Annotated in this window: 22 protein-coding genes; 11 read left to right on the top strand and 11 right to left on the bottom strand. The window is 64.8% G+C overall.

Annotation, left to right across the window (positions count from 1 at the left end):
- Positions 1–117 precede the first annotated feature (117 nt).
- The 3 genes from C2U70_RS15495 to trhA form a co-directional block, all read right to left on the bottom strand.
- On the bottom strand, positions 118–2,211 hold the full coding sequence (locus C2U70_RS15495) for a methyl-accepting chemotaxis protein (RefSeq protein ID WP_140979247.1): 2,094 nt from the start codon (positions 2,209–2,211) through the stop codon (positions 118–120).
- A 212-nt stretch (positions 2,212–2,423) separates the two neighbouring features.
- Positions 2,424–3,218: an SDR family oxidoreductase gene (locus C2U70_RS15490; RefSeq protein ID WP_140979245.1), complete on the bottom strand. Its 795-nt coding sequence runs from the start codon at positions 3,216–3,218 to the stop codon at positions 2,424–2,426.
- A 37-nt stretch (positions 3,219–3,255) separates the two neighbouring features.
- Positions 3,256–3,951 carry a PAQR family membrane homeostasis protein TrhA gene (trhA, locus tag C2U70_RS15485; RefSeq protein WP_140979243.1) on the bottom strand — a complete coding sequence of 232 codons (696 nt, stop codon included), beginning with the start codon at positions 3,949–3,951 and terminating at the stop codon, positions 3,256–3,258.
- Positions 3,952–4,132: 181 nt separating this feature from the next.
- On the opposite strand from trhA, the gene C2U70_RS15480 reads away from it, so the two are divergent.
- Together C2U70_RS15480 and C2U70_RS15475 are read left to right on the top strand one after the other, a co-directional pair.
- Positions 4,133–5,602, top strand: a complete 1,470-nt coding sequence (locus C2U70_RS15480; RefSeq protein ID WP_140979242.1) for a YcjX family protein — start codon at positions 4,133–4,135, stop codon at positions 5,600–5,602.
- On the top strand, positions 5,599–6,627 hold the full coding sequence (locus tag C2U70_RS15475; RefSeq protein ID WP_140979240.1) for a YcjF family protein: 1,029 nt from the start codon (positions 5,599–5,601) through the stop codon (positions 6,625–6,627). The genes C2U70_RS15480 and C2U70_RS15475 overlap by 4 nt, the downstream gene beginning before the upstream one ends.
- On the opposite strand, the gene C2U70_RS15470 is transcribed toward C2U70_RS15475, so the two are convergent.
- Entirely contained in the window at positions 6,580–8,184 is a 1,605-nt protein-coding gene (locus C2U70_RS15470; RefSeq protein ID WP_140979255.1) for a glycosyltransferase family 39 protein, read from the bottom strand. The two genes, C2U70_RS15475 and C2U70_RS15470, sit on opposite strands and share 48 nt — an antisense overlap.
- A 393-nt stretch (positions 8,185–8,577) precedes the next feature.
- On the opposite strand from C2U70_RS15470, the gene C2U70_RS15465 reads away from it, so the two are divergent.
- The 4 genes from C2U70_RS15465 (at position 8,578) to C2U70_RS15445 (ending at position 12,581) form a co-directional block, all read left to right on the top strand.
- Entirely contained in the window at positions 8,578–10,311 is a 1,734-nt protein-coding gene (locus C2U70_RS15465) for an adenylate/guanylate cyclase domain-containing protein (protein WP_140979238.1), read from the top strand.
- A 341-nt stretch (positions 10,312–10,652) separates the two neighbouring features.
- Positions 10,653–11,852 carry a molybdopterin-dependent oxidoreductase gene (locus C2U70_RS15455; RefSeq protein ID WP_140979235.1) on the top strand — a complete coding sequence of 400 codons (1,200 nt, stop codon included), beginning with the start codon at positions 10,653–10,655 and terminating at the stop codon, positions 11,850–11,852.
- A gap of 11 nt (positions 11,853–11,863) precedes the next feature.
- On the top strand, positions 11,864–12,172 hold the full coding sequence (locus C2U70_RS15450; protein ID WP_433960679.1) for a cytochrome c: 309 nt from the start codon (positions 11,864–11,866) through the stop codon (positions 12,170–12,172).
- A gap of 208 nt (positions 12,173–12,380) precedes the next feature.
- On the top strand, positions 12,381–12,581 hold the full coding sequence (locus tag C2U70_RS15445; RefSeq protein ID WP_027527932.1) for a cold-shock protein: 201 nt from the start codon (positions 12,381–12,383) through the stop codon (positions 12,579–12,581).
- Positions 12,582–12,746: 165 nt separating this feature from the next.
- Here the strand turns inward: C2U70_RS15445 and C2U70_RS15440 are convergent, their stop codons facing one another.
- Positions 12,747–13,208, bottom strand: a complete 462-nt coding sequence (locus C2U70_RS15440) for an Lrp/AsnC ligand binding domain-containing protein (protein WP_140979253.1) — start codon at positions 13,206–13,208, stop codon at positions 12,747–12,749.
- Between the two features lie 113 nt (positions 13,209–13,321).
- On the opposite strand from C2U70_RS15440, the gene putA reads away from it, so the two are divergent.
- The 3 genes from putA to C2U70_RS15425 all read left to right on the top strand — a co-directional run bounded on the left by putA (position 13,322) and on the right by C2U70_RS15425 (position 18,413).
- Positions 13,322–16,327, top strand: a complete 3,006-nt coding sequence (gene putA, locus C2U70_RS15435) for a bifunctional proline dehydrogenase/L-glutamate gamma-semialdehyde dehydrogenase PutA (RefSeq protein WP_140979232.1) — start codon at positions 13,322–13,324, stop codon at positions 16,325–16,327.
- Positions 16,328–16,439: 112 nt separating this feature from the next.
- Positions 16,440–17,645, top strand: a complete 1,206-nt coding sequence (locus C2U70_RS15430; RefSeq protein ID WP_140979230.1) for a CaiB/BaiF CoA transferase family protein — start codon at positions 16,440–16,442, stop codon at positions 17,643–17,645.
- Positions 17,646–17,765: 120 nt separating this feature from the next.
- Positions 17,766–18,413, top strand: a complete 648-nt coding sequence (locus tag C2U70_RS15425; protein ID WP_140979228.1) for a glutathione S-transferase family protein — start codon at positions 17,766–17,768, stop codon at positions 18,411–18,413.
- Here C2U70_RS15425 and C2U70_RS33025 read toward each other — a convergent pair whose 3' ends face one another.
- The 6 genes from C2U70_RS33025 to C2U70_RS15400 form a co-directional block, all read right to left on the bottom strand.
- Entirely contained in the window at positions 18,414–18,578 is a 165-nt protein-coding gene (locus C2U70_RS33025) for a hypothetical protein (RefSeq protein WP_186294281.1), read from the bottom strand. It abuts the gene before it with no gap.
- A gap of 57 nt (positions 18,579–18,635) precedes the next feature.
- Complete coding sequence (locus tag C2U70_RS15420) at positions 18,636–20,177, bottom strand: hypothetical protein (protein ID WP_140979227.1); 1,542 nt, start codon at positions 20,175–20,177, stop codon at positions 18,636–18,638.
- A 97-nt stretch (positions 20,178–20,274) separates the two neighbouring features.
- The gene (locus C2U70_RS15415; protein ID WP_140979251.1) at positions 20,275–21,249 is read right to left on the bottom strand and encodes a hypothetical protein; all 975 of its coding nucleotides are present in this window, start codon (positions 21,247–21,249) and stop codon (positions 20,275–20,277) included.
- A 289-nt stretch (positions 21,250–21,538) separates the two neighbouring features.
- Positions 21,539–22,036 (bottom strand): TPM domain-containing protein, encoded by a 498-nt coding sequence (locus tag C2U70_RS15410; RefSeq protein WP_140979225.1) that lies wholly within the window; start codon positions 22,034–22,036, stop codon positions 21,539–21,541.
- Positions 22,037–22,041: 5 nt separating this feature from the next.
- Positions 22,042–22,938 (bottom strand): TPM domain-containing protein, encoded by an 897-nt coding sequence (locus C2U70_RS15405; RefSeq protein ID WP_140979223.1) that lies wholly within the window; start codon positions 22,936–22,938, stop codon positions 22,042–22,044.
- A gap of 15 nt (positions 22,939–22,953) precedes the next feature.
- Positions 22,954–23,556, bottom strand: coding sequence for a LemA family protein (locus C2U70_RS15400; RefSeq protein WP_140979221.1), 603 nt, complete (start codon positions 23,554–23,556; stop codon positions 22,954–22,956).
- 165 nt (positions 23,557–23,721) lie between these two features.
- On the opposite strand from C2U70_RS15400, the gene C2U70_RS15395 reads away from it, so the two are divergent.
- Positions 23,722–24,576 (top strand): enoyl-CoA hydratase, encoded by an 855-nt coding sequence (locus C2U70_RS15395; protein ID WP_140979220.1) that lies wholly within the window; start codon positions 23,722–23,724, stop codon positions 24,574–24,576.
- Between the two features lie 4 nt (positions 24,577–24,580).
- Positions 24,581–25,729: an acyl-CoA dehydrogenase family protein gene (locus C2U70_RS15390; protein ID WP_140979218.1), complete on the top strand. Its 1,149-nt coding sequence runs from the start codon at positions 24,581–24,583 to the stop codon at positions 25,727–25,729.
- The last annotated feature ends 3 nt before the right edge of the window (positions 25,730–25,732 follow it).

Genomic DNA, 25,732 nt, shown 5'->3' with positions numbered 1-25,732 from the left:
TTTTTCAGCAGACTGCTAGAGCTTTATCCGTTCCGATGGAATCGGAACGGAGCTCTAGATTCTTGTTTTGACGCGTTTTCTTGACGCGAACCGGCATCCACTTCGCTGGAAAACGCTCTACGCTGCGCGAATTCGTCCCAGGAAGGCATCGACCTGGCCGCGGAGCTGCTGGGCCTGAAGCGCCACCATCTCCGAGGCGGTCTTGACGTTCTGCGCCGCCGCCCCCGTCGCATCCGCGCCGGCGCTGACGCCGACGATATTGTCGGAGACGTTCCTGGTGCCTTGCGCAGCCTGCTGCGTGCTGCGGGTGATTTCCTGGGTCGCCGCGCCCTGTTCCTCGACCGCTGCGGCAATCGCGGTTGCGACTTCATTGACCTCGCCGATGATGCCGCCGATCGTCTGGATCGCCTGAATGGCTTCGCCAGCGACTTTCTGGATGTCGGCAATCTGGCCCGAAATGTCCTCGGTCGCCTTCGCGGTCTGGCTGGCGAGCGACTTGACCTCGGAGGCCACCACCGCGAAGCCGCGGCCCGCCTCGCCGGCGCGCGCGGCCTCGATGGTTGCATTCAGCGCCAGCAGGTTGGTCTGCGACGCGATGTCATTGATGAGCCCGACGACCTCGCCGATGCGATTGGCCGTCTGCGCCAGCCCCTGGACCGTGCCGTCCGTCGCACGGGCCTGATTGACGGCGCGGCTGGCGATCGACGCGGCGTGAGAGGCCTGCCTCGAGATGTCGTTGATCGACGCGCTCAGCTCTTCCGCGGCCGACGCGACACTCTGCACATTGACCGACGCCTCGCCCGAAGCCTTGGCAGCGACCTGGATCGTCGCGTTGGTCTCGGTCGACACCGCAGACATGCCGTCCGACGTCGTCCGCATCTGGTTGGAGGCGTCACTGAGCTGCTCGAGTGTCCCGCGCACCTGGCTCTCGAATTCGCCGATCGACTGCGTGATGGTTTGCTGCCGGCTCGCGGCAGCCGCGTTGCGTTCGCGCTCGTGCTGCTCGATCGCCGCCTTCTCGACGGCCTGCTGCTTGAACGTCGCCAGCGCACCGGCCAGCGCGCCGATCTCGTCCTTGCGCTCGCCATAACCGACATCCACCGTGAGGTCGCCGGCGGCAACCTTCAGCATGCCGTCACGAATATTGTGCAGCGGCGTGATGGCGCGACGGCCGACCAGCACCATGCTGCCGACCGCCAGCGCAACGAAAGAGATCAGGAGCGTCAGGTTCAGGATCAGGGCGCGCTGCGCCGAAGCCCAGAGTGCCGCGGTGTAGCTCTTGGCTTCGGCCAATGCACCTTCGGCCAGCACAACCGCCGTACCGAGGCGCGCGACGGCACCCGTGCGCCATTCGCCCGATGTCAGCCCGAGCGGCTCGCCTGCGATCGCCGCATTGAGCAGCTTCTCGGAGCCCGCCAGATGCTGGGAATCGAAATAGCCCGACTTCGCTGCGGCCATGGCCTTGACGAGATTCGGCGGCAGCTGCAGTCCCGCCACCAGGGCCTCAAGCGCATTCCAGCTGAACTCTGCACCGGTGAGGAATCTCGTATAGGTCTGGCGCGCTTCGGGCGGCAGGCGGCCGGTGGCGAACGCCTGCGAAAGCTGCAGCGCGGCCTGACCTCCGGAGTCGCGCACCAGCCAGGCAAGCTGCTTGATCGCGAGCAACTGATCGACCACGGGATCCATATGGTTCACGGCTGCGGTCAACTGCGTCGACGTCCTGTCGAGCGTCTGCAGCAGCGCCGTCGCGGCGTCGGTATATTCCTTGGCAAGCTCAGGCCGTCGCGTGGCCTTGGACTTGCTCATCGCTTCCCAGGTCTCCGCCTGGAGTTTCTTCAGGGTCTCGATCTGGCGATTCAGGGTGGGAAGCAACGTGCTCTTCTCGGCGAACTCGACCTGCGCGCTGAGGTCGGCGGCCGACCTCATTGCGGGATTCTCGGTGTCGCGGTAGTCGCGAAGCGCCTTCTCTGCAGAGGCGTCGATCGCAGGCTCGCCGTTCAAGGTCTGGACGGTGGTGGCACGGTCGGTCCGCAAATTGTGCATCGCCTTGAACGCGCCTTCCGAAGCCTCCGCAATGATGGACATCCGCGCGGCGGCTTGCAGCCGCCCCCAGGACTCCCAGGCCGTCATGAGCAGGAAGATCGTCACGCAGCTGGCCATGACGGCAATGACCGACTTGAGCAGCACGGAAATGGTCAAACGGTTCAACATGAAGAATTCCCCCGAACCCGTGCAGTAGGGGGACAAATGGTAAATATTCGGGCTTGGGGCCGCCCGGTAGAACTACGGTTCGACAGCGAGTTGCGAACGGCCGAGGACAGCCTGAGCTACATAGTAGGTACCGCCGAGGTGAGGACGCAGGCTTGCCCGTCTCGCGTCATTCCGGGATGGGCCGCAGCACCGACCCCGGAATGACCTCACGCTCACTTCCCAAAATCTTCCCGCATCTTGGCCTGGATCTTGGCCATGCCGCCGATCCAGCGGTCGTAGTTCTCGGTCTTCTTGCGCATGTAGCCGAGGACCTGGGGGTGCGGCAGGATCAGGAATGTTTCCTGCTCGATGCCGACGAGCGCGTCTTTCGCCACCTGCTCGGGCGACAGATTGCCGTCGCTGGATTGCGGACCCTTGGGGATCCCGCGCAGCATGTTGGTGTCGACGCCCTGCGGGCAGAGGATCGAGACCTTGATGTTGTCGGCCTTGTGCGAGATCGCGAGGTTTTCGGCAAAGCCGACCGCGCCGTGCTTGGTGGCGGAATAAGCGGGGCTGCCGACCTGCGACAAGAGGCCCGCGGCCGAAATGGTGTTGAGGAAATAGCCGCCGCCGCGCACCTTCATGCGGGGAACGAGGTGTCGCGCGGCATAGACATGGGCCATGACGTGGATCGCCCAGCTGCGCTGCCAGGGTTCGTCCGAGGCACCGCCGGCATTGACCGACATCGGATCAAAGCCGCCGCCGATGCCGGCATTGGAGCAGAACAGCGCGATGGGGCCGAACTGCCGCTCGGTCTCCTCGATGACGTGCAAGATGTCTTTTTCCTGGGCCACGTCGCATTTGAAGGCGGCACCGTCCACTGTTGCCGCGACCGCTCGCGCGTTGGCGGCGTCCATATCCGCGACCACGATTTTGGCCGCGCCCGCCTCGTGAAAGGCTTCGCACAGCGCCCTGCCGATGCCATTGGCGCCGCCGGTGACAACCACGACCTTGCCGGCAACCTGCATCCGACTCTCCCTTGAGATTGAGTTTCTTATGTCGTGCTCAGCTCAGGACCAGATCGAGCACCGCGGTATAATGGCATGCCGCGCCGGCCAAGACAAAGCCATGCCAGATCGCGTTCTGGAAACGCAGCCGCTGCCAGGCGTGAAAAATTACCCCGCAGGTGTAGAGCGCGCCGCCGGCGACCACGAACCACAGCGCCATGGCCGGCAGCGCCTTCACCACGGAATCGTAGAGCATCATGCCGCTCCAGCCCATCGCGAGGTAGATGCCGACCGCGACGCGGTCGAAGCGGCCGGGAAAGACGAGCTTGAGCACGATGCCGAGAATCGCGACGCACCAGACGCCGACGAGCAGCGCGAGCGCGAATGTGCTGTCCTTCAGTTCCAGGATGAACGGCGTGTAAGTCGCCGCGATCAGGAGATAGATCGCGGAATGGTCGAACCGTCGCAGCACCCACTTGGCGCGAGACACGGGCCAAAGATTATAGGTCGCCGACAAGACCAGCATGGACAGCAGGCCGGCGACGTAGATCGACACCCCGACGATATCGATCGCGCTCGCATAGACCACGGTCAACACCACCAGCACGGTCGCGGCGACGATACCGGAGAGCACGCCGATCGCATGGATCACGCCGTCGGCGATCAGCTCGGCACGGTCGTAATTCCAGTGGAAGGCATCCGCCGCGGCATGCAGGGAGGTGGACGCCAGTTGTTTCAGCCTGAAAACGCTCATGCCTGCCCACACGCAACGAGGAGACGATTCAATATTGGTCTTTCGCAGTTAACGCCACGTTCAACGGCTGGTTCGCCCCAAAACGCGGTGGAAGTATGAAGCTTGATTTTCGTCGGACAGTTGCCACTTTTGTGACCAGTCTACGCCATCAGCGCCCGCCGTCACGAGATCTGCTTCACACATGGCTTTTACCTTCCAGGATATGGTCGAGGAGGCACGCCTGTCGGCCCGGGCGCTGCTGGACTATGGCGAGCATTTTTTCAATCCGACGGTGCGGCTCGGCGTCACGGGCCTGTCGCGCGCCGGCAAGACCGTGTTCATTACCGCGCTGATCCACGGGCTGACCCGGGGCGGCCGCTTTCCGGTGTTCGAGGCCTATGCCTCGGGGCGGATCGCACGCGCCAATCTGGCGCCGCAGCCGGACGATGCCGTGCCGCGCTTTGCCTATGAGAGCCACCTGCGCGCGCTGATCGAGGAGCGGCGCTGGCCGACCTCGACCACCGACATCAGCGAACTCCGCCTGGTGATCGACTACCAGCGCCAGAACGGCGCGGATCGCACCTTGACGCTCGACATCGTCGACTATCCCGGTGAATGGCTGCTCGATTTGCCGCTCTTGCAAAAGAGCTACGAGCAATGGTCGGCGGAAAGCCTGGCGCTGTCGCGCGAAAAGCCGCGCGCGCATCTTGCCGCCGAATGGCACGCGCATCTGGCGACCCTGAGGCCGGACGAGCGCGAGGACGAGCAGGCGACGCTGACGGCAGCAAAGCTTTTCACCGATTATCTGCGTGCCTGCCGCGACGAGCGCTTTGCGATGAGCCTGTTGCCGCCCGGGCGCTTCCTGATGCCCGGCAATCTCGCAGGCTCACCCGCGCTGACCTTTGCGCCACTCGCCGTGCCCGTCGACGGACAGGCGCCGGAGGGATCGCTGTGGGCGATGATGGTACGGCGCTATGAGGCCTACAAGGACGTCGTGGTACGACCGTTCTTCCGCGATCATTTTGCGCGGCTCGATCGCCAGATCGTGCTGGCCGACGCGCTCTCCGCCTTCAACTCCGGCCCCGAGGCGCTGCGCGATCTGGAAGCCGCGCTCGCCGGCATTCTTGACTGCTTTCACATCGGGCGCAGCACCATCCTCTCCAGCCTGTTCCGGCCCCGCATCGACCGCATCCTGTTTGCGGCGACCAAGGCTGATCATTTGCACCATTCGAGCCATGATCGTCTCGAGGCCGTGCTGCGCCGCGCGGTGGCTGGCGCCGTGACGCGGGCGGAAAGCACTGGTGCCGAGATCGACGTGGTGGCGCTGGCGGCGGTGCGCGCCACGCGCGAGGCGCAGGTCTCGCGCGGCCGCGACAAGCTGCCGTCGATCCTCGGCACGCCTGCGGCCGGCGAAAGCGCGGGCGGCGAATTCTTTGACGGCAACACGGAGGTCGCGACCTTTCCCGGCGATCTGCCCGCGGATCCCGAGGCGCTGTTCAACGGCACCGATACTTTTCGCGGGCTCTCGACAGCGGCCGCGGAAAAGAGCGACTTCCGCTTTCTGCGCTTCCGCCCGCCAAAGCTCGAGCGCGAGGGCGACGGCGAGCCGACCCTGCCTCACATCCGCCTTGACCGTGCCCTGCAGTTCCTGATCGGAGACCGATTGCAATGAACGACCGATCCGAGCCACGGCGTCCCGCGACGTTCCGCCTCGACGATCCCGGCGTCGTCGTGACGGAAGCCGATGAGACCAGCCGCGCAGCGCGCGGCACGATCCAGATCACGCCGGAGTCCGATCCGGCGCTGCTGCCCGTTCCGGTTCAGGCGCAGCTTCCGGCACGGCGCGGCTTTCCCTGGGGCACGCTGTTCTGGTCCGGGCTTGCGGGCCTGACGCTGCTCGGTGTCGGGCTCGGCGTCGTTCATCTGATCGAGGATCTGTTTGCGCGCAGCGAAACGCTCGGCATTGTCGGGCTTGGCTTCGCATCCGTCACCACGCTGGCGCTCGCCGTCGTGATCGGCCGCGAAGCCTTTGGCCTGGCGCGGCTTACGACCATCGAAAAATTGCACCAGCGCGCCACGGCCGTGCTTGCGAGCGACGACCGTGCGGAGAGCCGCGCCATCGTGCAGGACCTGATCAAGATCGCGCATCAGAACCCGCAGCTCGCCCGCGCCCGCGCGGCGCTGCAAAGTCACACCAGTGAGATCATCGACGGCGCCGACATGGTGCGGCTGGCCGAGCGCGAATTGATGGCGCCGCTCGACGACGAAGCGCGGCGGCTGGTGTCGACGGCGGCGCAGCGGGTCTCGATCGTCACGGCGGTCTCGCCGCGCGCGCTGATCGATGTTCTCTTCGTGTTCGTGGCATCGCTGCGCCTGATCCGTCAGCTGGCGCGGCTCTATGGCGGCCGGCCCGGCGCGCTCGGCATGATCCGCCTGCTCCGCCACGTCATCGCGCATCTCGCGATCACCGGCGGCATGGCGGCAAGCGACAGCCTGATGCAGCAGATGCTCGGTCACGGCATCGCGGCAAAACTCTCGCAGCGGCTGGGTGAAGGCGTGCTCAACGGCCTTTTGACGGCGCGGCTCGGATTGGCCGCGATCGACGTCACGCGCCCGCTGCCGTTCGCGGCACTGCCACAGCCAAAGCTGTCAGATCTGGCGTCGGATCTGCTGCGGAAGAAGGATGACGAGGCGTAGCGAGGTTGTCACGTCAGCCAGCACGCGCCACTGGAACAGCGGCGAATCCTTCGGCGGCGACAGCTCCGGCGTCCAGCCGGTGAGCTTTTCCAGCGCGTAGGTGTCCATGACGAGGCCGCGCCAGCGACGCTCGACCTTCTCGAGCGGCTCGCGTTTCGCCGGGATCGTTTCCCAGAGCGGCGCAAAATTGTCAGGCCAACGGCCGACATAGATGCCAGCATGGTCGCGGATCCTGTCCATGCCGGGATCGCGAAAGCCCTGGAAGCGCCCGCGCTCGTTGATTTCAACAACGGGCACGCGGTCGCGCAGCAGCCAGCGCATCATGGCATAGGTGCGGTAATCCGTTGTCGCGACCCAGGTCGCGCCAGTCTTTTCGAGCTCGGCCTCGACGCGCGCGACGACCTGCTCGTAACCGGCCTCGCCGCCGATCGGATCGATCTTGCCGAGCAGGTTGAAGGGCGCGGCAACGTAGTAGAGGAACACGAGAACGACGAAGGCAATGCCTGTCGTGACCGCGGTATTGGCCCAGAAAATCGTCGACTTGATCATCCAGGCCGGCCAGCCCTCGCGCGTCAGCACCGCGATGTTGATGGCGGCGGCGGCAAAGCCGACCGGCCACATGAACATCGGCCAGGTGTCGCCGACCCGCAGCGTGAACGATTTCCAGAGGAAATAGAGGAACGGCACCAGCACCGCCGTCGACAGCAGGATCGCGACCGGCTCCCGCTTGCGATAGCCGCGCCATGCCGTGAGCGTCAGGCCCGAGAGCACCACCGGCAGCATGACGAAGCCGACCAGCCCGAACTGCAGGCCGATATAGTCGCCGAGCGTGCGCCAGGAGAAATCATAATTGGCGGTGGCGCGCACGAGCTGGAAGCGGAACGTGGCCCAATCATGCTGCGCGTTCCAGATCAGCACCGGCGAGAAGAGGACGATGGCGATGACAGCCGCGAGATACGGATAGGGACTGCGCAGCCAGCGCCAGCGCCAGTCCGGCACCAGCGCAAAAGCAAGCACCGCCGGCGCGAACATGATGGCGGTGAATTTTGCCAGCAGCGACAGCCCCGCAAACAATCCCGCCAGCAGCCACCAGCGGCCGTCGCCGGTCTGCGCCATCAGGACCAGCGACCAGATCATGGCAACCGCGAACGGGATCATCGCGATGTCGGGCGAGACCTTCGACATCAAGAGGCCGTAATAGAGTGCGGCCTCCGGCATCAACACCGCGAACACGATCGCGCGCATATCATGCGTGACGCGGCGGACGATGTCGGCGAGCAGGAGTTGCGTTACCAGCATCGCGAAAATACCGCCGAAGCGCACCCCGAGCGTGGTGTCGCCAAAAATCGCGGTGCCGAAGCGGATGAACCAGGCGATCATGGGTGGATGATCGAGGAAGCTCAGCACGCTCTCCTTCGACCAGGTCCAGTAATAGGCCTCGTCGGTGCGCAGCTCGACGACGCCGGCATAGACGATGCGCAGCAGCGTCATCGCAGCGATCACGGCGACGGCGATGACGAGCGACCGCCGGGCGGCGGCGTCGGGCGGGGCTGGCATGTCGGGGGCTGTCGTCACGGGCGCGCTTTTCCCCGACTTGGGGGGAGGAGTCAATGTGGGGCAGGCGGCGTCTCCCACTCCGCCGTCGTCCCGGACAAGCGCAGCTCTGGGCAACGCGTAGCGTTGCTTAGAGCGAAGCGCGGATCCGGGACCCATAACCACAGGAAGTCGTTGCGGCGCGAAGTTGGCAACTCCGAGTCCCCACAACATATCCGCCTGTGGCTATGGGTCCCGGATCGGCGCCATGCCAACGCCTGCGCGTTGTCATGGCTTGTCCGGGACGACAGTCGTACGTGCGGCCCCATGCCGCGCAAGTGATCGCGGGCGCTGTTCACTGCGGGAATTAAACTCTACGCTACCGGTTCTCCTTACCAAGCTGATACACAAACGCCCATGGCCGCCCTTCAGACCAGACTAGCCGACCTGCTCCACGGCACCAGCGCGCGCCAGATCCGGCTGGTCTGCGGCGTCATCCTGTTTGCCTATGTGGTCAGCCATTTCCTCAACCACGCGCTCGGCAATATCTCGGTCGAGGCCATGGAGGCCGGGGTCTACTACCACACCCTGTTCTGGCAGTTCCTGCCCGTCACGATCGTGTTCTACGGCGCCGCGCTGATCCACGCCGGGCTCGGCGTATTCGCGCTGTATCAGCGCCGGGAGTTTCGCTGGAAGACGATCGAACCGCTTCAGCTCGTGCTGGGCCTGAGCATCCCCCTGCTCGTCATGGCGCATCTGATCGGTATCAGGCTCGGCCTGACGATCTACGGGCACGAGAAGCTTTACCCGCAGGAGCTCTATCTGTTCTTCGTCCTGGCGCCCGCCCGGCTCTGGCAGATGACGATTTTGCTCGTGGTCGCCTGGGTCCACGGCTGCATCGGCATTTACTTCTGGCTGCGCATGAAGCCCTTCTTCGCGCGCGCCGCGCCCTATCTGCTCGCGGCCGCCGTGCTGATCCCGACGCTGGCGATGCTCGGCGTCTACCAGGGCGGGCGCAGCGTCGCCGCCGACAGCGACGATGCCGACTGGCGCAAGACGAATTATACGCGGCAGCAGGTCGGCACGGTTGCCGAAAACAAGGTGCTCGATCGCATCAGCGGCGGCCTTGTCGTGGGTTATCTCGGCCTGCTCGGCGTGGTGCTGCTCGCACGCGGCGTGCGGGCGCTGCGCGAGCGGCGCGGCGGCATGATCGCGCTGTCCTATGGCAACGGCAAGACGGTGCGCGTGCCCAAGGGGCTGAGCGTGCTCGAGGCGAGCCTGCGCCACAACGTGCCGCATGCCAGCGTCTGCGGCGGCCGCGCCCGCTGCTCGACCTGCCGCATCCGCATCATCGGCGATCACGCCATCCTCCCCGAACCCTCGCAGCGCGAAGCCTTCGTGCTCACGCGCGTCGGCACCAACGATCCGTCGATCCGGCTGGCCTGCCAGTTGCGGCCGACCTGCGATCTCTCCTTCTTCCAGCTCTTCATGCCGCAGACGCTGGCGGCGAACGCGCAGGGATCGGCGCCGGCGCGGATCGGCCAGGAGCGTTATCTCGTCAGCCTGTTCGTCGACATGCGCGGCTCGACGCAGCTCGCCGAGAAGCGGCTGCCGTTCGACACCGTCTTCATCGTCAACCGCTTCCTTGCGGCGGTGTCGCAAGCCGTGCTGGAGAATGGCGGCCAGCCGAACCAGTTCGTCGGCGACGGCATGCTGGCGCTGTTCGGACTGACGGCCGACCCGCAAACCGCCTGCCGCCAGGCGCTGAAGGCCGCCGCCGGCATCGCTGTCCATGTCGACGAGCTCAACCAGCTCCTCAGCCACGATCTGCGCCAGCCGATCCGCTTCGGCATTGGCATTCACGGCGGTGAAGTCATCATCGGCGACATCGGCTACCGCGATCACATCGTATTCACGGCGCTCGGCGACGCCGTCAACGTCGCCGCGCGCCTGCAGGACATGACCAAGACGCTCGCCTGCGAGGCCGTGGTCTCCGACGAGGTGCGGCTGACGGGAGGCCTCGCCGAGGAAGCATTGCCGGCGCAGGAAGTCGCGATCCGCGGTCGCGACGAACCGATGGTGGTGCGCGTGGTCGGCGATACCAGGCAGCTCACCTCGCTCGTTGACGGCACCGAGCGCGCAGCGGCGTAACGACTGCCACCCCCTTCACCTCTCCCCGCTTGCGGGGAGAGGTCGGATTGCATCGAAGATGCAATCCGGGTGAGGGGGACTCTCCGCGAATCCAACTCTCACCGTCCCTGCGGAGACTCCCCCTCACCCCAACCCTCTCCCCGCAAGCGGGGCGAGGGAGCGCACCGTCGCTGCAGCCACAGCTCGATCTCGTCGCCGCATAGCCTCGACGTGCTGCAACGCAGCGTCGTGCGCACACTGCGAAAGCACGAATTGACTTCGCGCTGATGGAAGCAACAGATGCGTGCGGGGTTCGTGGTGATGACCCGAATCTCTGAGAACAAGCTCCGTGGGGAGAAACAATGATCGACAGACGCGACCTGCTCAAAGGAGCAGGCTTGACTGCATTGGCCGCTGGCCTCGGCTCAACCAAAGCATTGGCGCTCGACACCGTGACGCTGCCTTTCGCCAACGGCGAACGGCCGCTGGTGAAGTATCCGCAGAAGCGGCCGATGATCGGCCTCACCAGCCGGCCGCCGCAGCTCGAGACGCCGTTCGCGGTGTTCAACGACGGACCGATCACGCCGAACAACGCGTTCTTCGTCCGCTATCACCTTTCCGACCTGCCCTACGATCTCGACCCCGACAAGTTCACGCTCGAAGTCAAGGGCAAGGTCGACAAGCCGCTGAAACTGTCGCTGAAGGACATCCGCAAGATGAAGGCGACCGAGATCGTCGCCGTCAACCAATGCTCCGGCAACAGCCGCGGCTTCTCCGAGCCGCGCGTGGCCGGCGGCCAGCTCGCCAATGGCGCGATGGGCTGCGCGCGTTGGCGCGGCGTGCCGCTCAAGACCGTGCTCGAGATGGCCGGCGTGCAGGCCGGCGCCAAGCAGGTCACCTTCGGCGGCATGGACGGGCCGGTCAGCGACAAGACGCCCGACTTCGTCAAGGCGCTCGACATCGACCACGCTCGTGACGGCGAAGTGATGCTGGCCTATGGCATGAACGGCGAGGATTTGCCGTTCCTCAACGGTTTTCCGCTGCGCCTCGTCGTGCCCGGCTATTACGGCACCTACTGGATGAAGCATCTCAACGAGATCACCGTCATCGACAGCGTCTATGACGGCTTCTGGATGAAGTCGGCCTATCGCATCCCCGACACGCCGAACAATGCGATCGAGCCCGGCACCGCCCCGAAGGCGACGATCCCGATCAACCGCTTCACCATCCGCTCCTTCATTACCAACGTCGCGGACGGCGCCAAGCTGAAGGCGGGCAGCACCACGCTGCGCGGCATCGCCTTCGACGGCGGCAAGGGCATCAAGGAGGTCTCGGTCTCCACCGACGGCGGCAAGACCTGGACGAATGCAAAACTCGGCAAGGATCTCGGCAAATACGCCTTCCGCGAATGGAAGCTGCCGGTGAAGCTTGCGGCAGGTCCGGTCGAGCTCAAGGTCCGCGCCACCGGCAATGCCGGCGAGACGCAGCCGGATACGCCGCGCTGGAATCCGGCCGGCTATTTGCGCAACGTCGTCGAAACCGTTCGCGTGACCGCAGCGTGAGGAGCATGATCATGAATCGGACCTCCCTCACCCTGCTCGGCCTTGCACTCGCCGCCTGCATCGGTGCGGCGACCGCCGCCCCGATCGCCTACAAGACCCCGGACGAGGTGGCGGCGTTCAAGCCCGGCCCCAACGTCGATGTCGTCAAGAACAATTGCAGTGCCTGCCACTCGGTCGACTACGTCGTTACGCAGCCGCCGATGAAGGACAAGAAGGGTTTTTGGCAGGCCGAGGTGACCAAAATGATCAAGGTCTATGGCGCACCGATCGACGATGCCGACGTCGGCAAGATCGTGGATTATCTGGCCGCGACCTATTGAGGGGTCGCGGTCGGCGGATGTGTCAAATGATCGCGAAACGGGCAAATCTGGCAAAACCGCCGTCAAGTTGAGCGATTTTCGGCCTGACGCCGTTGTGGTTTGATCTATCAAGCCCGCAACATTCCGCGTATCCTGTTACGACCGAGCCGGCCGGTTTGCGGGGACTGGCGGCTCGTGCTCGTGGAGGAAGACCCGCGGAGAAGACGTGATGCCCAAAGGTACGGTTAAGTGGTTCAACCCGACGAAGGGTTATGGGTTCATCCAGCCTGCGTCGGGAGGCAAGGATGTGTTCGTGCATATCTCGGCAGTGCAGAAGGCTGGTCTGTCGACCCTCAACGAAGGACAGACGGTCGAATACGAAGAGATCGCAAACCGGGGCAAGACGTCCGCAGAGAACCTTAAAGTTTAAGCCCGACGGCAATTAGCCGCTCCCGGATCCCATCCGGGAGTTGGGCCAAAAAAATTTTAGACGATTGGGTGCATTCGACAGGGCTTGCGATTGCGCGCACGTGGTTTTTTGCGTGCTCAGAACATCTGGTCGTTACCATGCATAAGACAATCGCGGCAGCACGTTTTAGCCGACAGGCAAGGGTGCGTCGCGCTTGATCTCCTCCATCACAGCATAGGTGCGCGTCTCGCGCACGCCCGGCATCGACAGCAGCCGCTCGCCGAGAAAGCGCCGATAGGCCGTCATGTCCGACAGCCGCGCCTTCACCAGATAGTCGAAGCCGCCGGCAACCATGTGACACTCCAGAACCTCGGGCGCCAGTTTCACCGCGCGCGCGAACCGCTCGAAATTGTCGGGCGTGGTCTTGTCGAGCAGCACTTCGACAAACACCAGAAGCCCTAAGCCCAGCCGCTGCGGATTGAGCCGGGCGCCGTAGCCTTCGACAAAACCCTCGCGCTGCAGCCGCTTCAGCCGTTCGCCGACCGAGGTCGGGGACAGGCCAATACGCTCTGCCAAGTCGACATTCGCAATGCGTCCATCCTCTTGAAGAATCGAGAGGATTTTGCGGTCTATGCGATCAATATCCATAATATCTGCGGTCAAATATCGCCCTGGCTTCATTTTCTAAGGCAAAATTGCTATTTTGTCTATCGAACTACGGCCGTGCGGGATTTACGTTCGACTCCGTCACAGGACACGCCATGCCGAACGCCCCTTCCTTGCCACCCTTCAGCGCGCCTTACGCGCCTGATGATGCCGAGATCGCCGTCGCACTGCTGCGAACGGCCCACCTCTCCCCGCCACAGGATGCCCGGATCGACCGAACGGCCACGCGGCTGATCGAGGCGATCAGGACCCGCGACGACCGCCTCGGGGGCGTCGAGGACATGCTTCGCGAGTTCGCGCTCTCGACCAAGGAAGGGCTGGCGCTGATGGTGCTCGCGGAGGCCCTGCTCCGCGTGCCCGACGCCCGCACCGCCGACCAGTTCATCGAAGACAAGCTCGGCGAAGGCGACTTCGTCCACCACGAGACCAAGTCCAGCGCCTTCCTGGTCAATGCCTCGGCCTGGGCACTCGGCCTGTCGGCGCGCGTGATCCAGCCCGGCGAGACGCCTGACGGCACGATTGGCCGGCTGGTGAAGCGGCTCGGTGCGCCCGCGGTACGCGCCGCCACCCGCCAGGCGATGCGGCTGATGGGCAATCACTTCGTGCTCGGCGAGACCATCGAGCAGGCGCTGGAGCGCGCGCGGCCGCGCTCGGGCCTTAAGCCCCGCTATTCCTTCGACATGCTCGGCGAGGGTGCGCGCACGGCATCCGACGCCAAGCGCTACTTTGACGCTTACGCCAGCGCGATCGAGACGATCGGCAAGGCCGCCGGCGATCGCCCCCTGCCCGACCGGCCCGGCATCTCGGTCAAGCTCTCGGCACTGCATCCGCGCTTCGAGGCGATCAGCCGCGAACGCGTGATGCGGGAGCTGGTGCCTGATCTGCTCGATCTCGCCAAGCGCGCCAAGGCGCATGACCTGAACTTCACGGTCGACGCCGAGGAAGCCGACCGCCTCGAACTCTCGCTCGACGTGGTCGCGGCAACGCTGGCCGATCCCGCGCTCGCCGGCTGGGACGGCTTTGGGCTTGCGATCCAGGCCTACCAGAAGCGCGCCGGCGATGTGATCGACTACATCGACGGCCTTGCCCGCGCGCATGACCGCAAGTTGATGGTGCGGCTGGTCAAGGGCGCCTATTGGGACACCGAGATCAAGCGCGCGCAGGAGCGCGGGCTCGACGGCTATCCGGTCTTCACGCGCAAGGCGATGACCGATCTCAACTACATCGCCTGCGCGCGAAAACTGCTGGCGCTCCGTCCGCGCCTCTTTCCGCAATTTGCGACCCACAACGCGCTGACGGTCGCAACCGTGCTGGAGCTTGCCGGCAACGACGGCAGCTACGAGTTCCAGCGCCTGCACGGCATGGGCGAAGCGCTCTACGAGCGGCTGGCGCAGGACCATGCCGGCATCGCCTATCGCACCTATGCGCCGGTCGGCAGCCATCGCGACCTCCTCGCCTATCTGGTGCGGCGCCTGCTGGAGAACGGCGCCAATTCTTCTTTCGTGGCGCAGGCCTCCGACTATCGCGTGCCGGTGGCGACGCTGCTGATGCGCCCGGCCGATGCGGTGACCAAGCCGCAGCAGGCAAGCCATCCCAAGATTCCATTGCCGCGCGATCTCTTCGCGCCAGCCCGCAAGAACTCGCAAGGCGTCGAATTCGGTGAACGTGCCGCGCTCGATCGCCTGCTTGCCGACATCGCCGGCGAAAAGACCGATCTCAAACCGGTCAAGGACGCCACGCCGGAGCAGGCCAGTGCCGCGATCGCTGCCGCTCGCGCCGGGTTCGCGTCATGGAGCCGGACGCCGGCGGCGGTCCGCGCGGCTGCGCTGGAGCAGGCTGGCTTTCTCCTCGAACAGCGCAAGGCGCATTTCATGGTGCTGCTGCAGCGCGAGGGCGGCAAGACGCTCGACGACGCGCTGTCCGAGGTCCGCGAGGCCGTCGACTTCTGCCGCTACTACGCCGCGCAGGGCCGAAAGCTGTTCGGCGCCGACGAGGCGATGCCGGGCCCGACCGGCGAGAGCAACGCGCTCGGCTTGCGCGGCCGCGGCGTGTTCGTCGCGATCTCGCCCTGGAATTTTCCGCTGGCGATCTTCCTCGGTCAGGTCTCGGCGGCGTTGATGGCCGGCAATGCCGTTGTGGCGAAGCCGGCCGAGCAGACGCAGCGAATCGCAATTGATGCGGTCCGCCTACTGCACGAAGCGGGTATTCCAGCCGGCGCGCTGCATCTCGTCATCGGCGACGGCCGTATCGGCGCCGCCCTGACCGCGCATCCCGACATCGCCGGCGTCGTCTTCACCGGCTCGACCGAGGTCGCGCGCGCGATCAACCGGACGCTCGCAGCAAAGGACGGACCGATCGTGCCGCTGATCGCCGAGACCGGCGGCATCAATGCCATGATCGCGGATGCGACGGCGCTGCCCGAGCAGGTCGCTGACGACGTCGTCACGTCTGCGTTTCGTTCCGCCGGCCAGCGCTGCTCGGCGCTGCGGCTCCTGTTCGTGCAGGAGGACGTCGCCGACCGCATGATCGAAATGATCGCCGGCGCCGCGCGCGAACTCAGGATCGGCGATCCCAACGACATCGCCACTCACATCGGGCCGGTGATCGACGCGGAGGCCAAGCAACGCCTCGACGCCCATATCGCGCGCATGACCAAACAGGCGCGGCCGCATTTTGCCGGAACCGCGCCGGAAGGATGCTTCGTCGCGCCGCACATTTTCGAACTCGCAGACGCCGGCCAGCTCGCCGAGGAGGTGTTCGGTCCGATCCTGCATGTCGTGCGCTATCGCGCCGAGCACCTCGAGCGCGTGCTGCAAGCGATCGAACGCAGCGGCTTTGGGCTCACGCTCGGCATTCATTCGCGCATCGACGACACCATCGAGGCGATCATCGCGCGGCTGTCGGTCGGCAATGTCTACGTCAACCGCAACATGATCGGCGCGGTCGTCGGCGTGCAGCCGTTCGGCGGCAACGGCCTGTCCGGAACCGGTCCCAAGGCCGGCGGCCCGCATTATCTCGCGCGCTTTGCCACCGAGCAGACCGTGACGATCAACACCGCCGCCGCGGGCGGGAATGCGGCTCTGCTTGCAGGAGATGAGTGAAGCGCGGAAGGAACGTTGCATCCCGGTCAAACATCGGTCTAATGCTCCCATGACCTGCCCGCGGCAATTTCCAGCGCGCGGGAAACGACAAGCGCGAGGGAGCGACGCCGCGATGGAAAAGGGCATTTTTGCAGGGTTGAAGGTGCTGGACTGTGCGAGCTTCATCGCTGCCCCTGCTGCCGCGACCGTGCTGTCGGATTTCGGCGCCGACGTCATCAAGATCGAGCCGCCCGGCATGGGCGATCCCTACCGCAATCTGCCCAACCTGCCCGGCTATCCCGCGAGCGAGCACAATTTTGCCTGGCTGCTGGAAGCCCGCAACAAGAAGAGCCTCGCGCTCGACCTCACAAAACCCGAGGCGCAGGCCGTGCTCTACAAGCTGGTGGCGGAGACCGACGTCTTCATCACCAACATGCCGCCGCAGGTGCGCGCCAAGCTCGGCATCACCCATGAGCATCTCGCCCATCTCAACGCGCGGCTGATCTACGCCTCCTTCACCGGCTATGGCGAGAAGGGCGAGGAGGCCAACAAACCCGGCTTCGACAGCAACGCCTATTGGGCGCGCTCCGGCCTGATGGACCTCGTGCGCGCCGACATCCACACCACGCCCGCCCGCTCCGTCGCCGGCATGGGCGATCACCCCTGCGCCATGGCATTCTACGGCGCGATCGTTACCGCGCTCTATCAACGCGAGAAGACCGGCAAGGGCTCGCATGTCGCCTCCAATCTGATGGCGAACGGCGTGTGGGCCGCGAGTGTGCTGGCGCAGGCAAAGCTCTGCGGCGCCAAATTCGGGGAGCGGCGGCCGCGCGAGCGCGCGCTCAATGCCGTGGCCAACCACTATCAATGCAAGGACGAGCGCTGGCTGATCCTGTCGCTGCTCAACGAGGAGCGGCAGTGGCCGACGCTGGCCCGCTGCCTCGGGCGTGAGGATCTGATCGACGATCCCCGCTTTGCCACCAAGGCCGACCGCCACGCCCGTTCGGTCGAGCTGATCAGGATTCTCGACGAGACGTTCGCGACGAAGGATCTCGCCGAATGGCGAAAAATCCTCGACGGCAACGGTCTGGTGTTCGGCGTCGTCGGCATCCTCGACGATCTGCCGACCGACCAGCAGATGCTCGACAATGAGGTGCTGGTGCCGTTCGAGAACGACACCATGCTCACGATCAACAGCCCGATCTGGATCGACGGCGCCAAGAAGGTGCAGCCGCGCAAACCGCCAGCGGTTGGCGAGCACAGCGACGAGATTTTACGTCAGGCGGGCTACGACGAGGCGACGATCAAAAAGCTGCGGGCGGCCGGCGCGGTGGCGTGACGCCGTCGTCCCGGATCAGCGCTCTGATGCATATCTGGATTGCTTCGCTGCGCTCGCAATGACGATGCGGGACGATCTCCGCTATAATCAGGGCTGAAAGCCCGCGTCGCCTGAGGTCCCATGCCCGCCTACCGCCTGCATTACTTCCCGGAATCCGGCAACAGCTACAAGCTCGCGCTGATGCTCACGCTGTGCGGCGAGCGTTTTGAGGGCGTGTGGACCGATTTTGCCGGCGGCGTCACCCGCACGGCCGAATGGCGCAAGACCGTGAACGAGATGGGCGAGATCCCGGTGCTGGAAGTAGACGGCGTCAGGAAGACGCAGACCGCGCCGATCCTGCTCGCCCTTGCCGAACAATATGGCCGCTTCGGCGGCGAGACCGCGGACGAAAAATTCGAACTGCTGCGCTGGCTGTTCTGGGACAACCACAAGCTCACCGGTTACATGGCGACCTATCGCTTCATGAGGTCGTTCACGCAAAACGGCGATCCGCAGGTGCTGAAGCACTTTCGCCGCCGGCTCGACGATTTTCTCGGCATTCTGGAGCAGCACCTTCAACACAATGCGTTTGCGATCGGCAAGAAGCCGACCATCGCCGACATCTCGATGATGGCCTATCTGCATTATCCGAGCGACGAGCATGGCTACGAGTTTGCGCAAAGCCATCCCGCAATCCATGCTTGGCTGGGCCGCATGGCAGAGCTCCCCGGATGGAAATCGGCCTACGATCTCCTGCCCGGCAAGCGGATGACGAACTACGCGAAGTGACTACCGCGTCGCGATCCAGCCGAGGGTGAACAGGATCGCGCCGATCATCACGGCGACGACCACCGCCCAGGTGCTGACGCGGATGCTGCCGGTGATCTGCCTCGCTTCCTCATTCTGCGCGATCTGGCGATTGCGCTCCTTGTTGGCTTCGCTGGTATCGGTCATCGGTCACCAATCGGTTGGTCGGCCATGCTGTGCGAGCATGACCCGATGGACCATGCGCTACCGCGTCTTCACGAAACACATTCCGATGCGGGACGAACTGCCCGCCGCCTGGCAGGTCAGGCCTTTCGCACAGGTCCATGACGTAAAACTCTTGTCGGCGGCGGATGATCCCGCGCCTGGCAGGGAACAATGGGCGCCCCAGCCGTCCTGATACTCGGTTCCCGCAAGCTCGGTGCTGCCGCGCAGTTGCGGCCGGCTGGCAAATCCGCGCGAGAAATCGGGTTTTTTGCCGTCGCGGAAGGCCACCAGAATGTCGCGGCGGCGGATCTGGTCGCCGAAAAAGTGCGGCGAGGCCGGCACGATGGTGGAGTTGGACGGCTTCTCCACGGTCCAGTCGACGCCGGGGAAATGGAAGCCGCCGATGCCGCGAGTCTGGTGGCAACCGGCGCAGGTGATGTCGTTGAGTCGGCGTTGGAAGCCCGCCACGGATCGGATGTTTTGCAAGCCGATACCGCGTTCGGCGGCCTTCTTGAGCGCACCCACCACGTCGTTCTCGGGGAATGCGGGATCCTTCTCGCCTTCCCCCTGCATCAACCCGAATTCAGGCTGCAGGCCGGAGGGATCAAGACCGCCCGGCGTCGACACCACGGCGCCCTTGGCGAGGAATTTTTCCGGAATCAGCACCGTGCCGCGATCGAAGTCGCGCAGATGCTCGGGGTCTAGCAGCCACGCCTTGAAGTCGCGCCGCAGGCCCTCGTCCGCGAGCAGCCGCGTGCGGTCGATCTGGTTCTCGAGTGTCGATTCCTCGAAAGCCCTGGTGTCCGTGTTGTACTTGAACACTTTCAGGAGATAGTCGGTGCGGAAATCATGCGACGCCGATTTCGGGATGACAGCAACTTGCGTGTTGGTCTCGATCCGATCGATCAGCGCGTCCTCGGGAAACGGCAGGCCATCGACCAACTCTAGCCAATCGCCATTAGAGAGCCAGCGGCGCGCGATCTCCGCGCAGGTCACCTCCTTGAACTTACGCCCTTCTTGCCGGGGGTCCCGTGCCTTCAGCACGAGATTGAGCGTCATCGGCAGGCGTGTCGCTGCCTTGCCATCCCAGGGCGCCTCGAACCGGGTGAGGCGATAGATCAGGCGGATCTCGCCGCAGGACTCTTCCGACACATAGGCACGGTCCATGCGGTTGACGATGCCCGCGAGCACGAAACGTGTCTGCTTGGAGTTGAGCATGGCGCGATCGAACAGTTGAACGTCAAAGCCCTCGCCGACGCCGATGGTTTCGTTCGGCGCGCTTTGCTTGTACCGTGCGATGTAGCGCTCGAACTCGGCGTCGATGGCGGGACGGATCTGCGCGAGCTGCCTGAGCCAACCAAACAGCATGTCCGTCGTCAGCGGGAAATTCGCATTGCGTTCCCGCCACAACAGCCGCGAGATCGTCAGCACATCGTTCTGCTCGAGCTTGCGCAACAGATCAGGATCGGTGATCGCGGTGCCGCGTTCCAGCGTGGTATCCTCCGCCGCCGACAGCGACAGCGTGCCGCTGCATAGCGCGACGAGAGTGACGAGAATTCGCAAGGCACGGCCGTGGCTCATGCCTCCACTAACACCGCGACGACTGGGCTATTCAAGCAAAAAGGGCGCTTCACATCACGGTGAAGCGCCCTTTGAATTTCCTGAGATCGGCTGCGAGCTAACGCGCGACGATCAGACCCTTGGGGGTGACGACCACCCAGCGGCCGTCCTGGCGGCGGATCGCATCGACCCGGCCAAGGCCCGGAATGGGATCGCCGGCGTAGACTTCATAGAGTCCCGAGCGGCCCTCGATCAGCGCGCCGCCATTGGCGACGTCACGCAACCGCCAACCCTCGACCGTCGGTAACCGGCCGACCTCGACTTTCGGCGGAGCAGCGGCCGGCGCGGCTGCGGCGACCTGCGCAGGAGCAGCGGCGGGTGCCGGTGCTGCAGCGGCGACCTGCGCCGGCGCGATCGAACCGGTGACCTCCTTCGAGGCAGTGGTCTGCGCTGGCGCGGCAGCCTGCGCGGCGCGGAGCTTGTCGACGCTGTCAGACAATTTGGCGAGCTTCGCCATCGGCTCGGCTTGCGCCTTCTCGAGCTTGTCGAGCCGGTCATTGGTCTTGTTGAACTGGCCCACTCCCGTCTTGGAGGTGTGATCGAGATTGGCCTTGAGCGCGACGACGTCGGCATCGATCCGCGCGACCGAGGTCTCGAGCGCGCTGGTGTCGACGGCCGCGACCTGAGGCTGGTTCGAGGCAAAATGCATGACACCGACTGTCGCCATCGCCCCGCTGATGGCGCCAACGACGGCCGCCAGCGCAACCACCGCCGCCATCGCGGAGAGCCGGCGCGTGCCCGTCGCCTTCTCCTCCGCCTTCATCTGCGGAGCAAAATCCTCGCGATCCCAGGCGCGGTCGGCGGCCGGCATCACGATCAGCTTGCCGAGTTTCGGCTCGACCTTGTCGGCAGCCTTGGGCTCCACCTCGAGCTTCGGCGGTTCGATTTTGGGAGGCTCAATCCTGGGCGCTTCGGCCTTGACCGGATCAGGCTTGGGTGGCGCCTCATGATCGGGGGCAATCGACGGGGCGTCGATGGCGGCTTCCGGCGATGCAGCCTGGGCGGCGGCTTCTGCGCCGGCCTGGTCGGACATTGGTTCGCTCACGGCTCAAATACTCCAGTCAGGATTGACCTTTTGGTAACTTTCATTGCTTGCGAATTCCTTACTTCGGCACTCGCTTACCGAAATTTTAGGAACTGATCCGAGGCCGAATTGAGCCGGGATCGTGGAACCGGCGTGGCGGCATGAAACGAAATGTTGCGAATGCTGCCCCGCGGCATCGCCCCAAATCGGGGAAGCCGTTGTTTGCCTGACAAAATTGCGCGGTTAACAGGGCGCTAACCGTCCCGCCGGGTAACCGCGAGCGAGCGTCGGCGATCCCTCACATCACCACCGGTGCATCCGGCAGCTCGTTGGAATGCGGGCCGCCCGGCGGAAAATGTTTTGCCAGCTCGCGCGACACGGCGTCGATGCCGGCGAGCACGCCGCGCTCGAACTCGCCGGCGCGGAATTCCGCCTCCATCGCGCGGCAGATTTTTTCCCAGCCCTCGGCACCCACCTTGGCGTTGATGCCACGGTCGGCGACGATCTCGACGTCGCGGTCGGCGAGCAACAGATAGATCAGGACGCCGTTGTTATGCGCGGTGTCCCAGATCCGCAAATGCGAGAAGACATCGATTGCGCGCTCGCGCGCCGGCTGATTACGGAACAGCGGCTTGCCGTCGAGCGCGCCTTCCACCACGAAGCGGACCTGGCCGGAATGCGTGGTCTCGCTCTGCCTGGTCGCCTGCTCGATCCGGTCGAGCACTTTTGGCGTAAAAATCTGCTTGGCCCGCCAATTGTGATGCACCAGATGTCTGGCAATGCGCTTGATGCTCATGACCGCTACCAGCTCCCCGAGGCGCCGCCGCCACCGAAACTGCCACCCCCGCCGCTGAAGCCGCCGCTGCTGCTCGATGACGATCCGCTGCTCCAGCCTCCCGACGAAGACCCGCTCGACCAGGAGCCGCCGCGCGACGATCGCGTGCCGGGCCCGGCGCCCCCCAGCAGGTCCGCCATGAATCCGATGATGAAACCGATGACGCCGGCGATGATGGAAATCGGGACAGAGCTGACGAAGAACCACGCGATGACCGCAATGATCCCGCCGGCCACCAGCGATCCTAGCAGCCGCCCCAGCACGGCACGGAAGAACCCCCCAATCCCCAGCGAGCCGAACATCGTCACGGCAAAGAGCGGCCCGAACGCATCGAAATCATCGGAACTGCCGAAGTTCGTGTTGCGCGCGGGTGCAGGCAGCGGCTCGCCGTCGATCACGCGGACCATGCGGTCGACGCCGGCGATGATCCCGCCGGCAAAGTCGCCGCTCCTGAATTTCGGCGTGATGTCCTCGTCGATGATGCGCCGCGACGTCACGTCCGTCAGCGCGCCTTCGAGACCGTAGCCGACCTCGATGCGCAGATGGCGGTCGTTCTTGGCGACGATCAGGATTGCGCCGTCGTCGACCTTCTTGCGGCCGATCTTCCAGGCGTCCGCGACGCGGATCGAGAACTGCTCGATCGTCTCGGGCTGCGTCGTCGGCACGATCAGCACCGCAATCTGGCTGCCCTTGCGCGTCTCGAAGTCGCGGAGCTTTTGCGACAACGCGGCGATGTCGCCGCTCGACAGCGTGCCGGTCTGGTCGACGACACGTCCCGTAAGCGGAGGGACGGCGACGTCGGCCGTTGCGGCAAACGCCCAGCCGAGGAACAAGACGAGCAAGAAGGCCTTTGCGGCGCGCATCGTCGGCCGACGGCGCTACTTCGACGGCGCCGGGTTGAAATCGACCTTCGGCGCGGTCGATATCTCCTTCTCGTTCTCCACCGAGAAGTTGGGCTTGTCCTTGTAGCCGAACATCATCGCGGTGAGGTTGCTCGGGAACGAGCGCACCGTCGTGTTATACTCCTGCACCGACTTGATGTAGCGGTTGCGCGCCACGGTGATGCGGTTTTCGGTGCCCTCGAGCTGCGACATCAGGTCCTTGAACAGCGTGTCCGATTTGAGCTGCGGATAGTTTTCGGTGACGACCAGGAGCCGCGACAACGCGCTGGAGAGCTCGCCCTGGGCGGCCTGGAACTTCTGGAACGCGGCCGGATCGTTCAAAACCTCCGGCGTCGCCTGGATGCTGCCGACCTTGGCGCGTGCATTGGTGACGCCCAGCAGCACGTCCTTTTCCTGCTGCGCAAAGCCCTTCACCGAATTGACCAGGTTGGGCACGAGATCCGCGCGGCGCTGATACTGGTTCACGACCTCGGACCAGTTGGCCTTGATCTGCTCATCCTGGCTCTGGATGGCGTTGTAGCCGCAATTGGTCAGGCTCAGCGACGCGAGTGCCGCCAGCACCGTCAGGAACTTGCGCATGAAATTTCTCCCGGTGGAATCTCGGGGCCTCAATATCAGATTGCGCCGCCCGGGTGTCGAGATTTTCGTACCGTCGTTGCGGGTAGCCGAAGGACGCAAGCCCCTTGCCTATCCCCGGCTGACATAGTCACATGGAGCCATAATAAGAACGACACGGAAACGCCAATGACCGCGTTCGAGACCATCCTTGTGGAGAGGCCGGAGCCGTCCATCACCCGCATCGTGATGAACCGGCCCGATGCGCGCAACGCGCAGAATCTGCAGATGACCTACGATCTCAACGCCGCCTTCGACGCGGCGGTGCAGGACGATGCGGTCAAGGTCATCATTCTCGCCGGCAGCGGGCCGCATTTTTCGTCCGGGCACGATCTGCGCCCGGGCGGCAAGAATGCGGCCGGCGTCGATTTTCCGCCAATTGGAAATTGGGGCGGGTTCGCCGAACCCAACGCCCATGGCCGCTTCGCGCGCGAGCAGGAGATCTATCTCCAGATCACGCGCCGCTGGCGCAACCTCGCCAAGCCGACCATCGCCGAAGTGCACGGCAAGTGTATCGCGGGCGGGCTGATGCTGGCCTGGGCGTGCGATCTCATCGTCGCCAGCGACGACGCGCAGTTCTGCGACCCTGTCGTTACCATGGGCGTGTGCGGCGTCGAATGGTTCGTGCACCCCTGGGAGCTCGGTCCGCGCAAGGCCAAGGAGTTTTTGTTTACGGCCGATAGCTGGAGCGCGCAGGAGGCGCATCAGCTCGGCATGGTCAATCAGGTCGTGCCACGCGCTGATCTGTCGTCATACGTCATGGTGCTGGCGCGCAAGATCGCGGCAAAGCCGGCGTTTGCGCTGAAGCTGACCAAGGAGGCCGTCAACCGCTCGGTCGATTTGATGGGGCAGCCGGCGGCAATCGACCAGGCGTTTGCGCTGCATCAGCTCTGCCACGCCCACAATCTTCAGGAATTTGGCATGGTCGTCGACCCCTCAGGCCTGCACCCCTCGGTGCGCAAGCCGCCGACGGCTGCGGAGTAACGCAATGGATCTCAATCTGAGTGACGAGCAACGGCTGCTGCGCGAAAGCGCCGAGCGCTTCATCGCCGAGAGCTACGACGCCGACCATCGCCGGCGGATGGCGAACGATCCGCTCGGCTTCAGCCCTGCGGTCTGGAAGCAGTTTGCCGAGCTCGGCTGGCTCGCGCTGCCGATTCCGGAAGCCTATGACGGGCTCGGCGGCGGCGCCGTCGACATCGGAATCCTGATGGAAGCGTTTGGGCGCGGCCTCGTCTCCGAGCCTTATGTCGCCACCGTCGTGCTCGGCGCGGGGCTGGTCGAGAAATGCGGCAGCGAGCAGCAGAAGCAGGGGATCCTGCCCAGGATTGCCGACGGCACGCTCAAGCTCGCCTTCGCCCATTCCGAGCGCAGCGCGCGGTTCGACCTGTCCAAGGTCGCGACAACAGCCAACAAGACGGTGCAGGGCTGGCGCCTCACCGGCAACAAGATCGCGGTGCTCGACGGCCACGCCGCCGATGAGATCATCGTCTCCGCGCATATCCATGATCATCAGGGACCGTCGGGGCGGATCGGCCTGTTCCTGGTGCCGGCGCAGACGCCGAGCCTCGTGATCTCCGACTTCGCGCGCCTCGGCGGCGGACGGGCCTGCAACATCGAATTCTCCGACGTCCATCTGCCGGAAGATGCAAGACTCGGCGACGGCCATGACACCCTGCCCGCGATCGAATGGGCGGTCGATCGCGCCATGGCGGCGCTCGGCGCGGAAGCTGTCGGCATCATGCAGACGCTGCTCGACGCAACGCTCGAATACACAAAGATCCGCAAGCAATTTGGCAGGCCGCTGTCGGCCAACCAAGTCATCAAGCATCGGCTGGCCGATATGGCAATGAGTTGCGACGAGTCGCGCTCGATGGCATTGCGCGCCGCGCTGAAGGTCGATGCCGATCCGATCGAGCGCGCCCGTGCAGCGTCCGGCGCCAAGGCGAAGATCGGCAAATGTTCGCGCTTCGTCGGCGAGCAGTCGATCCAGCTTCACGGTGGCATGGGCGTCACCGAAGAGCTCGAGGTCGGCGCCTATTTCAAGCGGCTGGTCGCCTTCGACACGCTGTTCGGCGGCAGCGCGCATCATTATCACCGCCACGCCGAGCTTGGTCGCAAAACTGTTTCGGCCTGAACG

Source organism: Bradyrhizobium guangdongense (assembly GCF_006483445.1).
GTDB lineage: Bacteria > Pseudomonadota > Alphaproteobacteria > Rhizobiales > Xanthobacteraceae > Bradyrhizobium > Bradyrhizobium guangdongense_A.
This window is presented reverse-complemented; position numbering and strand designations above follow the sequence as displayed.